At 29.2% G+C, this 13,068-nt stretch carries 12 protein-coding genes; 10 read left to right on the forward strand and 2 right to left on the reverse strand.

The window, feature by feature from the left end:
* The coding region (locus ACRC03_RS09230) for an MBOAT family O-acyltransferase (protein WP_438652275.1) at window positions 1–701 on the reverse strand (701 nt) is incomplete at its 3' end.
* A gap of 213 nt (window positions 702–914) precedes the next feature.
* The gene (locus ACRC03_RS09235; RefSeq protein WP_438652276.1) at window positions 915–1,385 is read right to left on the reverse strand and encodes a DUF4358 domain-containing protein; all 471 of its coding nucleotides are present in this window, start codon (window positions 1,383–1,385) and stop codon (window positions 915–917) included.
* A gap of 184 nt (window positions 1,386–1,569) precedes the next feature.
* Here ACRC03_RS09235 and uppS point away from each other — a divergent pair, with 184 nt between their 5' ends.
* The 10 genes from uppS to tnpA all read left to right on the forward strand — a co-directional run bounded on the left by uppS (window position 1,570) and on the right by tnpA (window position 13,062).
* Complete coding sequence (uppS, locus tag ACRC03_RS09240; protein ID WP_438652277.1) at window positions 1,570–2,214, forward strand: polyprenyl diphosphate synthase; 645 nt, start codon at window positions 1,570–1,572, stop codon at window positions 2,212–2,214.
* Between the two features lie 110 nt (window positions 2,215–2,324).
* A complete protein-coding gene (locus ACRC03_RS09245) occupies window positions 2,325–3,113 on the forward strand; it encodes an N-acetylmuramoyl-L-alanine amidase family protein (protein WP_438652278.1) in 789 nt (262 codons plus the stop codon).
* 51 nt (window positions 3,114–3,164) lie between these two features.
* On the forward strand, window positions 3,165–5,399 hold the full coding sequence (locus tag ACRC03_RS09250; protein ID WP_438652279.1) for a bifunctional diguanylate cyclase/phosphodiesterase: 2,235 nt from the start codon (window positions 3,165–3,167) through the stop codon (window positions 5,397–5,399).
* A gap of 112 nt (window positions 5,400–5,511) precedes the next feature.
* On the forward strand, window positions 5,512–6,414 hold the full coding sequence (locus ACRC03_RS09255) for a patatin-like phospholipase family protein (RefSeq protein ID WP_438652280.1): 903 nt from the start codon (window positions 5,512–5,514) through the stop codon (window positions 6,412–6,414).
* 63 nt (window positions 6,415–6,477) lie between these two features.
* Window positions 6,478–8,175: an Eco57I restriction-modification methylase domain-containing protein gene (locus tag ACRC03_RS09260; RefSeq protein ID WP_438652281.1), complete on the forward strand. Its 1,698-nt coding sequence runs from the start codon at window positions 6,478–6,480 to the stop codon at window positions 8,173–8,175.
* A 62-nt stretch (window positions 8,176–8,237) separates the two neighbouring features.
* Window positions 8,238–8,582 carry a hypothetical protein gene (locus ACRC03_RS09265; RefSeq protein WP_438652282.1) on the forward strand — a complete coding sequence of 115 codons (345 nt, stop codon included), beginning with the start codon at window positions 8,238–8,240 and terminating at the stop codon, window positions 8,580–8,582.
* Window positions 8,583–8,773: 191 nt separating this feature from the next.
* Window positions 8,774–9,985, forward strand: coding sequence for a patatin-like phospholipase family protein (locus ACRC03_RS09270; RefSeq protein WP_438652283.1), 1,212 nt, complete (start codon window positions 8,774–8,776; stop codon window positions 9,983–9,985).
* A 117-nt stretch (window positions 9,986–10,102) separates the two neighbouring features.
* On the forward strand, window positions 10,103–10,363 hold the full coding sequence (locus ACRC03_RS09275; RefSeq protein WP_438652284.1) for an HPr family phosphocarrier protein: 261 nt from the start codon (window positions 10,103–10,105) through the stop codon (window positions 10,361–10,363).
* A gap of 88 nt (window positions 10,364–10,451) precedes the next feature.
* Window positions 10,452–12,164 (forward strand): phosphoenolpyruvate--protein phosphotransferase, encoded by a 1,713-nt coding sequence (ptsP, locus tag ACRC03_RS09280; RefSeq protein WP_438652285.1) that lies wholly within the window; start codon window positions 10,452–10,454, stop codon window positions 12,162–12,164.
* Between the two features lie 466 nt (window positions 12,165–12,630).
* Window positions 12,631–13,062, forward strand: coding sequence for an IS200/IS605 family transposase (gene tnpA / locus ACRC03_RS09285; protein ID WP_438652286.1), 432 nt, complete (start codon window positions 12,631–12,633; stop codon window positions 13,060–13,062).
* The last annotated feature ends 6 nt before the right edge of the window (window positions 13,063–13,068 follow it).

Consider the following 13,068-nt stretch of genomic DNA (forward strand, 5'->3'; position numbering starts at 1 on the left):
ATTCCCAAGGACATATGCCATCTTCTCCAAAATTCAGTAATAGATTTAGAGATGTAAGGATAGTTAAAGTTTTCTAAAAACTCAAATCCAAGTATTTTACCAAGCCCAATAGCCATATCTGAATATCCTGAGAAATCAAAGTATATCTGTAGTGTAAAACAGATTATACCAAGCCATGCAGTGGCATTAGACAGTTCAGAATAAGGTGTAGCTTTAATACTGAACCAAACAGCACCTAAGTTATTTGCTAAAATTACTTTCTTAGAAAGTCCAATAATAAGTCTATAGACACCTTCATACATTTTGTCAAAGGTATGTGTTCTAGTATTTAAATCTCTTGCAATATCAGAGTATCTAACAATAGGACCTGCTACAAGTTGTGGAAATAAAGTAACAAAGGTACCTAAGTTTGTTATATTCTTTTGGGCAGGAGCTTCATTTCTATAAACATCTATAGTGTAAGACATAGTTTGGAAAGTATAAAAACTTATACCAATAGGTAGTCCTATATGAAGCAGAGCTATATTAGTATTAAATATAGAATTTACGATAGAAATGGCAAAATCGCTATATTTAAAGAATGCTAATAAGCTTAAATTTACTACAATGGAAACAATTAGTGCGGCTTTTGCTTTGGAGGTACCTCTATTTTTAGAGATAATAAGTGCATTTACATAGTCAACAGCGCAAGAAAATAACATAACTAATATATATATAGGTTCCCCCCATGCATAAAAAATCAAACTAAAAACTAAAAGAACAAGATTTTTAAACTTGTAAGGAACTAAAAAGTAGAAAAATAATACTAAAGGTAAATAAAAAAATAAAAATGTAATACTACTAAAAACCAAAATCTCACCATCCTTCATAACAGTAAAAAAGACCTTATAAAAAGGTCCTTTTATCAAATAAATTTATTTATTGCTTATCATTTCTAATATTTTTGTTTCAATATCCTTAGCGTTAGTAGTAGCTATAAAGTAAACATAGTCACCTTTGCTTTCTAATATAGAGTCAGCAACTGCAGTTATGTTATCTTCTCCACCGTATCCATCGCCAAACATTTTTAAGTTGTTATCTTTGTAAGCTTGTATTGCAGCTTTAACACCTTCTACATCATCAGTTCTAATTACAAATACATCTTGTAATTTTACGTTCATCATCGCTTGTAAAACAAAACCTTCTTTAATTTTATCCTTAACGCTTTCAAATATGTATGAATCTTTAGCTGGACCTTCTGCAACAGGTTGAGCCTTTAAGTAAGTTTCATTGTTTATTGCAGCTTTGATATCATCAACAGGTACATCTTTAACTTCACTCTTTGGTGAGCAGCCCACAAGTCCTAAAGTGAATACTAGTGAAAATAATACTAATAACTTTTTCATGACAATCCTCCTAAATTTTGTTGTTATTGAATTACACAAAAGTTTACTATAAATTGAATAAAATGGCAATGTAAAAATAACGACAAGTTTTTGTCGAAATATAGGGGAAAAAATAGAGTAATAAAAAGTAAATAAAGAGTAATAGATGTAAAAAATGTAAATAATTACAATAGGAGGTGGGACTATGAGAGTACCTAAACATGTAGGTATTATCCCTGATGGCAACAGAAGATGGGCGCAAAATAATGGTATGACTAAAGAAAAAGGCTATGATAGTGGCTTAGATCCGGGGTTAGAAGCTTATAGACTATGTAGAGATATGGGAGTTGAAGAAGTAACTTTCTATGGATTTACTACTGATAACACAAAAAGACCATCATATCAAACCGAAGCTTTTACAAAAGCCTGTGTTGAAGCAGCGAATAGGCTAGTAGAAGAAGGGGCAGCTCTTTTAGTAATGGGAAATACAAAATCACCAATGTTTCCAAAAGAGTTACTACCTTATACAAAAAGAGCAGAGTCAAAGGAAGGACAGATAAAGGCCAATTTATTAGTGAACTATGGATGGCACTGGGACTTAAATACTTTAGCAGAGGCAAAGAATGTTAACAAAAATAATCTACAAGAGAATATACAATCCTTTGATATATCTAGACTAGATTTAATAGTAAGATGGGGCGGTCGAAGAAGACTAAGTGGATTCTTGCCAGTACAGTCGATTTATGCAGACTTCTATGTGATAGAGGACTACTGGCCTGACTTTAGAAAAACCCATATGTTGCAAGCTTTTGATTGGTACAGCACACAAGATGTTACGTTAGGCGGTTAAATAAATAATATAAAGGTTAATATAGTTGGAAAATATTGAAAATTACCTTTCTAGATGTTAAAATACACTTATAAATATAAGTGTAGATAAATGTTTAGAAAGGTAATTTTATGTCCAAAAACAACAACAAAAAAACTAAAAAGAAAAGAATCAGAAAAGGAAGATTATTAATAGTAATTTTATTAATAGGAGCATTTATTTTTGCTATTGCTAAAGGGGGCATATGGGCAGAAAAGACTATAAAAAATATACAGGATAAGAAAAATAAACAAGAAGTAGAAAAAACAGTTAAAATGGAGCAATTTGATTTAGAAGAAGAAGTAAATAAAGATTTAGGTAAAAAGTACACGGTATTAGTAGACCCTGGTCATGGAGGAAATGACAAAGGAACTATGAACAAAAGTAAAACTATACTTGAAAAAGAAATTACTCTACAAATAGGAAAGAGAGTTGCAAATAAATTATCTCATCAAAAGGATGTACAAGTAATTATTTCTAGAACCGATGATAAATACATAAGTCCAGGAGATAGGGCTAGGTTAGCAAATGAACAAGGTGTAGATGTATTAGTTTCAATACATCTAAATGCTGAAGGAGGAGGAAATAGTGCATCTGGTGTAGAGACTTATTATAGAAGAGGAGCTATAGACGAATCAAAAAAGTTTGCTGAGTCAGTTCAAAAGACTATAAAATCTTATATAGACACAAGAGATAGAGGGATAAAAGAAGATATATACCAAGTGTTAAGAGACAGTGATATGCCAGCTATATTAATAGAATGTGGTTTTTTAACTAATCCTGGAGAAATTAAAAATTTACAGAATGCAGAATATCAAGATACTTTAGCAGAAGGAATCACTCAAGGAGTATTAACTTTTTTAGATGAGAAATCAAAATAATATTTCTGAAATTAATAGGCCTAATGAAGAAGTATAATATAGGGGAAAAATATGAGTGGAGAGAGTAAGAATAGCAAATATAAGTTACAATTAAATATTGTACTAAGCCTTATTATTGTTTCAATGCTAGGAATAGGTATATATACAAATAAGCTTATCGATAAAACCAAAGAACAAAACCAAGCACATATAAAGGAAGTAACTATACAAGTAGCAAATAGTATTACTACTAAATTTGATGTGTACTTTAAAGAGTTAAATTATATTAAAAGAAGTATTATTGAAAATGATGTATTAAGTGATGAAACAAAGCAAATCTTACTAAAATATAAAATAGATGAAAAAGTATTTGATGAAATATTAGTTTTGGATAATCAAGGGGCTGGTGTTACAAGTCAACAAAAGCCTATTGATATAGGAGGTACACCTTATTTTGAAAGTATAAAAAAATCTAACGACATTTGTGTATCAGACCCTAAAACTACTGAACTTATAGGTGAAGATTTAGTTTTATATTCTATTCCAGTTAAAAAAGAGAATGAAAATACAGGATTTATTGTAGGTATAAATAAAGCACAAATCTTAATGAGTAAATTATCAACGGGCGTATATGGGAATGAAGGGAATTCTTACATAGTAAACAAAGATGGAAATATAATATTTTCAAATGAAAAGAAGTATATAGGGAAAGATATTTTCAAACTATTATATAAGGATGATACTGATGATACTTTAGCTAAACATAAAGAGTCTTTCAAAAATGAAAAACAAGGATCAATTGAAGAAAGTGTAGACTCAAATGATTTATATATAGGATTTTCTATAATACCTTATACGAATGAATGGTATGTTATAAAGTCCATACAAGAAAAAAGTATATTAAAGAATACTGAAAACACTACTCATATTTTAGTAGTTATAATTGCTTTCATTATATTTACATTTATTATAATAGGAATATACTTCTTTATAGTACAAGAAAGACTTAAAAAAGCAGCATTTAAAGATAAAATTACAGACATTAACAATTATGAAAAGTTTCTTTTAGATGCTAAAGATTTCATAAAAAACAGAAGAAAGAATAAAAGGATTCTTTTACTTTGTTTTGATATAGATAAATTTAAAATAATAAATGATATACATGGCTATGAAACAGGAGACAAGGTATTAAAAGCTATTGCTCAAAATATTAAGACAAGTTTTGATTCTAAAGCAGTATATGGAAGAATAACAGGAGATATTTTTGCATTGATAGTAGAAACTGAAGCAAATGATAAAGAAATAAATATGGTAGTAGAAATTATAAGGAAAGATGTAATAAATTTAAGTGGGCATGATGAATTAGATTATGCATTTAATTTGCAAACTTGTGTAGGTGTATATATAGTTCAAGATACAGATTCTGATATTAAAAAAATAGTATCTAATGCAGATATGGCTAGAATAAAATCTAAAGAAAATATTTATAAGTCTTATGTAATATTTGATGAAAATATGAGGGCAGAAATAAAGCTAATAGCCAAACTAGAGAAGGATTTATATTCAGCTATAGAAAATAATGAACTTGAAGTATATTATCAACCTAAGTACAATATTAATACTAGTAAAATCGTCGGAGCAGAGGCTTTGCTTAGATGGAATCACTCTGGTATGGGTATAATAAGTCCGGTAAAGTTTATACCAATAGCAGAAAAAAATAGATTTATAAATAAAATAGGTAAATGGGTGTTTGAAGATGTATGTAGGAACCTTAGAGAGTCTATAGATGAAGGAATAGAAGTTGTGCCTATAGCTGTAAATATATCTAGAGTAGAATTATATCAGCCTACACTAATACATAATTTTCAATTAGCATTGTTGAAATATAAGATAGCTCCAGAACTAATAGAAATAGAAATTACAGAAACTACAGCTCTAAACAATATAAAGTTTATCAACTCTAAGCTTAGCGAAATAAAAGGATTGGGAATTAAGGTTGCTATGGACGATTTTGGAACTGGAAACTCTAACTTAAGCAACTTAAAGGATATATCTATTGATGTATTAAAATTAGATAGATCTTTATTAATAGATATTGAGAACAATGATAAAACAGAAGTAATGGTTAAATCCATTGTAAGCTTATCAAAGAACTTAAGAATGAGTACTGTATGTGAAGGTGTTGAAAATATAAGCCAGGTTGAAATAATTAGAAATGCTGGCTGTGAGATAGTACAGGGATTTTTATTTTCTAAACCAATAAAAGAAGATGCATATAAGAGGATTTTAAAAACTAATAAACTTTAAAGAGATGTAGCTAACTAAAAAGATGTTTGAATCTAAAAAAGGAATGAAAAATCATTCCTTTTTTTGTATGTAAACATATACTAAAAGAAAAATTAAAATTGGGAGGAATAAAATGGGATATAAATCCTTCAAAATATTAGCTTTTGATGGAGGTGGGCTAAGAGGAGCCTTAAGTATAACCTTGCTCAGAAGAATTCAAATGGAAATGCCTCAGATAGTTAGAAATACAAATCTTATAAGTGGAACTTCAACAGGAAGCTTAATTGCATTAGGTCTTGCTTATGGAGTAAGTCCCAGAGAAATAGAAGAACTATATTCACTAGAAAATTCAAAGTATATATTTCATAAGTCTTACTCAGAAATGATAAGACCAAAATATGACAACAAACATTTAAAAGAAAAGCTTTTAAGTATATTTCCAGAGAACTTAAGGTTAAAAGACTTAGGAAAATTAGTAGTAATACCTACTTTTTATATAGGAAATGAAACTAGTAATTGGAAACCTATATTTTATAATAATTTACCTAATTCATCTACAGAAAATGCAAGAGTAGTAGATGTAGCCATGAGTAGTAGTGCAGCGCCAGTGTTTTTTCCAACTTATAATTATCATATAGATGGAGGTATAATAGCAACAGATCCAAGTCTTGTAAGCTTAATATATGCTATGGGAAAAGAAATAAACAAAAAAACAGAGGATATAAGACTATTATCATTTGGAACAGGATACTGTTATAACAGTATAAAACAAGACACTACAACATGGGGAGTAGTAGATTGGATTGTAAACAAAGACCCATCACTTCCTATTATCTCAATTACCCTAGAAGGGAATGCTCAAATGAGTCAGTTTTTGTCTGAAAAACTTTTAGAGGAGAATTACTGTAGAATAAATCCTCATATGGATAGAGATATTTCTATGGATGATTGTGAAGCGATTAATTATTTAGTAGAACTTGGAGAAAATTATGACATTGAAGACTATTTAAGATGGATAAAAAACAAATGGGATTAACATAAATAATTAATATGCTATAATTAACCTGTTGGAAAAAGTTTACATATTTGGAGGGGAAATATGGGGGGAGACTTTTATGCTTCAAATGCTTATGAAGAAAGCTTAGATATAGAGCTTAAAAAAACTAATGGAGTTTACTATACTCCTAGAATAATAGTTGATTATATAGTAAAAAATACTATAAAGAATCATGACATATTAAAAAATCCATACCCTAAAATACTAGATATATCTTGTGGATGTGGAAATTTTTTAATAGAAGCTTATGATGTATTATACGATTTATTTGAAGAAAACATATATGAACTAAAGGAAAAATATGATTCTGATTATTGGAAAACTGACAACCTTCACAACCATATAATTTCAAACTGTATTTATGGAGCAGATATAGATGAAGAAGCTATAAAAATTTTAAAAGAAGAGCTAACAAATAAAGATAGAGATTTAAAGGTAGATAGATTTAATTTATACTGTTGTGACAGCTTAAAACAAAACTGGAAGAATAGGTTTGACTATATAATAGGAAACCCACCTTATGTAGGACATAAAAATATAGAAAAAGAATACAAAAAATTTATATTAAAAGAATACAGTGAAGTTTATAAAGGAAAAGCGGATTTGTATTTTTGTTTTTACAAAAAAATAATAGATTTATTAAAAAAAGATGGAGTTGGCAGTATTATAACTCCTAGATATTTTTTAGAAAGCCCATCGGGAAAGTATATAAGAAAGTATATAAGTAATAATGTAAATATAGAAGAAATAGTAGATTTTTTAGGAGCAAGTATATTTAAAAATATTGGCATATCAAGTTGCATAACAACCTTTAGAAAACAAAAACAAACAAATAGTATAAAAGTACTTAGAATAAAAGATGAAACTATAAATATAAGAAACTTAGATTCCATAGAGGAATTTATGAAACAAGACACCTTTGATCATCTCATATTACAAACAAATTCACTAGAAGAATGGATAATACTAAACACAGAAGATAAAAGTTTTTATCACAATATTGAGGAAAAATGTGACTACTTTTTAGAAGACATATGTACAAGTTTTCAAGGCATAATTACAGGCTGTGATAAGGCTTTTGTAATACACAAAGAAAATAGTAGATTAGAAACTGTAGACAAAAATCTTTTAAAACCGTGGGTAAAAAATAAGAATATAGATAAATATATAGTTAAGGAAAATGATTACAAACTTATATATTCAGATGATATAAAAAATGAAGAAAGTCATGCTAGAGTAATAGAAGAATTTATTTTTAAATATAAGGACAAACTTTTAAATAGAAGAGAATGCAAAAAAAACGTTAGAAAATGGTACGAGCTTCAATGGGGAAGAGAAAAAGAGCTATTCGAAAGAGTAAAAATTATGTACCCCTATAAAGCAAAGCAAAATAAATTTGCTATAGATTACAACCATAGTTTTTGCAGTGCAGATGTATATTCATTTTTCATAAAAAAAGAATATGAAAAGGAGTTTTCTTATGAATACTTATTAGGAATCCTAAATTCAAACACCTACGATAAATATTTTAAAATAAATGCAAAAAAAATGAGTAAAAAAATTTATGATTATTATCCTAATAAAGTAATGAAACTTAAAATCTTTAAAGATGAAAATTATAAGACTATTGAAGATAAAGCAAAAGAAATACTACACTGCATCAACGAAAAAGAATATGAAAAAGTTGATTCTCTGGAAAAAGAAATAGATTTTTTAATAAAAAAGTCTCTAGAATTATAATCACTAATAAGTCCTGTATATCATATAAATAATATAATACAAATAAAAGGGGGACTTAATATATGATTAGTGCTAGAGTAGATGAAAATGAAAAAAGGGTATATGTAGATGTAAGTGGGTATATAAACAGTAGAGATGCCAAAGAGTTTATGAATAATCACAAGCAAATAATAAAGGGTCTAAGAGTATCTCAATATAACTTAGTAGTAAATCCTTCAGTATTTGAATGTGAAAGAAATGAAGATATAAGAGATGTATGTATGGCTTTTTTTAAAACTGGATATAGAAGAATGTATTTAGTAGATCCAAATAATTATATTATGAGCATAATGTCACTAGGACCTGTTGAAAAAAAATTATTTACAAAGTCAGTTAAAGTAGTAAAAACAGCAAGTGCAATAAAATAATTATTTAAATACAAAAAATGAAAGATATATACTTTTTCATTGGATATATGATAAGATATATAATAATTCTAATTATTATTCGACTAAAAATTAAAAAAATATTGAATAAAATTATATTTCGACTTGAAATACTATATAATTTGTAATATATTTTAAGTAGATATCTTTCATGTGAAACATAGGTGATAATTATGAGAGGTTTAGTATTAGAAGGTGGCGGAACCAAAGGTGCTTACCAAATTGGTGCTTACAAGGCTTTAAGAGAACTAGGAATGGAATTTCAAGGAGTAACAGGAACTTCCATAGGAGCATTAAATGGTGCTTATATAATTCAAAATGATATTGAAATTATGGAAGATATTTGGCTATCTTATGATTATACTCATTTCATAAATGTTGATGAAGAATTTTATGAGAAATATAAAAATATAGATTTTACTGCTAAAAATTTTAATTCTGTAATAGGTCTTATAAATAAAGCGGTGCACAATGAAGGTATTGACATTAGTCCACTAAGAGAATTATTACAAAAAACACTAAATGAAGAGGCTATAAGAAAATCTAACAAAGACTTTGGTCTAGTAACAGTATGGTGGGATAGAAAAATAAACCCACATCCAATGTATATAGAAGATATACCACAAGGAAGATTAGTAGATTATTTAATAGCAGGTGCATCCCTACCAATTTTCAATTTAGAAAAAATGGATGATAAACTTTATTTAGATGGAATGTTTTTTGACAACATACCAGTTAGCCTTTTAGAGGATAAAGGGTACAAAGACATAGTAGTTGTTAGATTAATAGATGATTATCTTGGAAAAAGAAGTTTGAGTAAATATCAAGATATAAATATTAAAACTATAGTACCATCAGAGTATTTAGGCGGATCTCTAAACAAAGATAGAAATAGTGTAGAAAAAAATATTAACTTAGGATATTTAGACACAATGAAAGCCTATAATAGATATGAAGGTATAAAGTACTATTTCAATGCAGACTATAAATTTGATGAAAATTATTGCTTTGAAAAGTTTAAAAATATGGAAAAAGAAACCATTGAATCGCTTTTAAATATATTAAGCATAAAAAGAGAACCAACTTTAAGAACACTAATGGAAAACGTAATACCAAAAGTTGGAGAATTGGTAGGATTACCAAAAGAATTTTCATACAAGGATTTATTTTACTGTATATATGAAAAAAAACTTGAAGAAAATAATATAAACAGAATTAGACTTTATGACATTAACAAAGTAGTAGATGTTGTTAATAGAAACATAGATTGTAACAAAATGTTAAGTTCTAATTTTGAAGTTAAGCCTTTTATGTCTTTACAGAAAAACAAAATAGCAAAAATTTTGACAAATTGTCTTATAAAAGACTTTGTTAGGCAAGATTAAGTTATTAGGGTGGGACAAAAAAAGTACCTATGGACACAAAAGTCTAAGCTAAGGTATAATTATTATAGTTGATAAAGTAAACAAAATACTTTAAGAATAAATTTTGGAGGTTTTACAATGGAAAAAATAGTGAGTATAAAAAATGCTAGTGGATTACATGCTAGACCAGCTGGAATGTTTGTAAAAAAAGCTGCTGAATTCAAGTCTACAGTTGAAGTTATAGCTAAAGGAAAAACTGTAAACGCTAAATCTATAATGGGTATAATGAGTTTAGGACTAGGTCAAGGTGATGAATTAACAGTTGTAGCTAACGGAGATGATCAAGAAGCTGCAGTAGCTGCATTAGCTGGATTAATCGAGAGTGGATTTGGAGAATAATAATAGATAAGCCTCGGTTTAGACCGAGGTTTTGGCATATATACAAAAATACATAAAAAATCATTGAACTTTTAGGAGGAGAACGAATATGTACAAAGGAACAGGGGCATCTCCTGGAATAGCTCTAGGAAAAGCATTAGTAGTTAAACATGAAGAAATGGTTATAGAAAAAAAATCTATAGAAGATGTTGAAGCTGAAGTTTTAAAATTACAAAATGCAGTTGCTGTATCGAAAGAGGAACTAATTAAAGTTAAGGAAAAGGCTTTAGTTGAATTAGGAGAGCACGAAGCTCAAATATTCGAATCACACTTACTAGTATTAGAAGATCCAGAGTTATTAGATTCTTCAATCACTAAAATAAGAGATGAAAAAGTAAATGCAGACTTTGCATTAAATGAAATAAAAGAAATGTTCGTTGCTATGTTTGAATCTATGGACAATGAGTACATGAGAGAAAGAGCAGCAGACATAAAAGACGTAACTAATAGAATATTAAGAAACATATTAGGAATCAAAATAGTTGATTTAGCAGGACTTGATGAAGAAGTAGTGTTATTAGCACATGACTTAACTCCATCAGATACAGCTACAATGAACAAGAAGATGGTTCTTGGATTCTTAACTAACATCGGAGGAAGAACTTCTCATACAGCTATAATGGCTAGAACATTAGAAATAGCTGCAATAGTTGGTCTTAGTGACATAACTGAGAAAGTTCAAGACGGAGATTACATAGTATTTAATGGAGATACTGGTGAAGTTATAGTTAACCCAGATGAAGAAACTATAGCGAAGTACTCTAAATTAAAGGCAGACTACGAAGAGTACAAAGAGTCTTTAAAGCAATTAAAAGGTAAGACTTCTGTAACTTTAGATGGAAGACATGTAGAGTTAGCAGGAAACATAGGAAGTCCTAATGATGTAGAAGGATTAATAAACAACGATGCTGAAGGTGTTGGGCTTTATAGAACTGAATTCTTATATATGGATAAGGAAGATGCATTCCCAACTGAAGAAGAGCAATATGAAGCATACAAAGCAGTATTAGAAGGAATGAATGGAAAACCTATAGTTATAAGAACATTAGATATAGGTGGAGATAAAGAACTTCCATACTTCCACATGGATCAAGAAATGAATCCATTCTTAGGATACAGAGCTATAAGAATATGCTTAGATAGAACTGATATATTCAAAACTCAATTAAGAGCTTTATATAGAGCAAGTGTACATGGAAAATTAAGAATAATGTTCCCTATGATATCTTCTTTAGAAGAATTATTAGCTGCTAAAGAGATAATCAAAGAAGTATTAGCTGAAATGGATGCTAACGGAGAAGTTTATGCTAAAGATGTAGAAGTAGGTATGATGATAGAAATACCATCTGCAGCTATTATATCTGATGTATTAGCTAAGCATGTTGACTTCTTCTCTATAGGAACAAATGACTTAATCCAATATACTTGTGCAGTAGATAGAATGAACCAAAAGATAAGTTACTTATACAACCAATTCAACCCAGCTGTACTAAGACTTATAAAGATGGTTATAGATAATGCTCACAAAGAAGGAAAATGGGCAGGAATGTGTGGAGAATCTGCAGGAGATCCATTAATGATACCAATATTATTAGGAATGGGACTTGATGAATTCTCAATGTCACCAATATCTGTACTTCCAGCTAGAAAGTTCATAACTTCTGTGAATTATGAAGATATGAAGAGCTTTGCTGATGAAGTATTAACTATGGGAACAGCAAAAGAAATAAAAGCACACGTTCAAAAAACTTTCAATATATAATGTAAAAGTCGCTATTAATTTAGCGGCTTTTTTTGTATAAATATATAGTACGCGAAGCGTCTGAGGATATAAGCTTTGCTCCAGGCGGGCAAGCCGCAATGTCGCTACAGCTTATATCCTCAACCGCTTCGCTCTTGATCTATATATTTAGTTTCGAGCAAGTTGCCGCTAAACTAATAGCGATTTTACGGGCGGCAGCAAAAAAGAAAAAGAAAAAATATTAAAAAATTAAAGGTGAATAAAGAATATGATATTACAAAAACTAGTGTAAATAGACATTTTAGGAGGCGTGATATTATATGATTCAGATTTTGATGGGTACTGCACTGCTTTTATTGGTGCTGGGATTATTCACTTTATTTTCTATGTGCGAGGTTTAAAACCACCGACTTTAGGCGGTATACGCTTTGAGCCTTCTAAAAAGTTATCTATATGAACATACTAATTACTAAGGATGGTGGTTAGTATGGAAGGATACAACAAAGGAAGTCATACGGTGCATGATATAAAATATCATGTAATATGGGTGACAAAATATAGATACAAAGTGTTACACAAAAAAATAGGAATGAGGTTAAGAGAGCTAATACGACAAGGTTGTGAAGCAAGAGGAATCATAATAATTCAAGGTAGTATTGGCAAAGATCATGTTCACCTACTAATATCCTGTTCTCCAAGCATTGCACCAAGTAAAATAGTACAATACTTGAAAGGAAGATCATCAAGATTAATTCAAGATGAATTTCCAGAGTTAAAGAAAAGGTACTGGGGACAACATCTTTGGGCGAGAGGATATTTTTGTGCTACTGTAGGAAGTGTAACGGAAGAAACAATAAGGCGGTACATAGAGAGCCAGGAAATAAATGATAAAGATGAAATTTTCAAAGTAGAAGAGTAGGAGTTT

The sequence above is a fragment of the Romboutsia sp. genome (genome assembly GCF_051659545.1).
Taxonomy (GTDB): domain Bacteria; phylum Bacillota; class Clostridia; order Peptostreptococcales; family Peptostreptococcaceae; genus JBOFOR01.

Coding starts and splice junctions, on each gene's coding strand:
- ACRC03_RS09275 (WP_438652284.1), top strand. CDS start 10,103: ATGGAAAAAATAGTGAGTATAAAAAATGCTAGTGGATTACATGCTAGA.
- uppS (WP_438652277.1), top strand. CDS start 1,570: ATGAGAGTACCTAAACATGTAGGTATTATCCCTGATGGCAACAGAAGA.
- ACRC03_RS09265 (WP_438652282.1), top strand. CDS start 8,238: ATGATTAGTGCTAGAGTAGATGAAAATGAAAAAAGGGTATATGTAGAT.
- ACRC03_RS09245 (WP_438652278.1), top strand. CDS start 2,325: ATGTCCAAAAACAACAACAAAAAAACTAAAAAGAAAAGAATCAGAAAA.
- ACRC03_RS09260 (WP_438652281.1), top strand. CDS start 6,478: ATGGGGGGAGACTTTTATGCTTCAAATGCTTATGAAGAAAGCTTAGAT.
- tnpA (WP_438652286.1), top strand. CDS start 12,631: ATGGAAGGATACAACAAAGGAAGTCATACGGTGCATGATATAAAATAT.
- ACRC03_RS09255 (WP_438652280.1), top strand. CDS start 5,512: ATGGGATATAAATCCTTCAAAATATTAGCTTTTGATGGAGGTGGGCTA.
- ptsP (WP_438652285.1), top strand. CDS start 10,452: ATGTACAAAGGAACAGGGGCATCTCCTGGAATAGCTCTAGGAAAAGCA.
- ACRC03_RS09250 (WP_438652279.1), top strand. CDS start 3,165: ATGAGTGGAGAGAGTAAGAATAGCAAATATAAGTTACAATTAAATATT.
- ACRC03_RS09235 (WP_438652276.1), bottom strand. CDS start 1,385: ATGAAAAAGTTATTAGTATTATTTTCACTAGTATTCACTTTAGGACTT.
- ACRC03_RS09270 (WP_438652283.1), top strand. CDS start 8,774: ATGAGAGGTTTAGTATTAGAAGGTGGCGGAACCAAAGGTGCTTACCAA.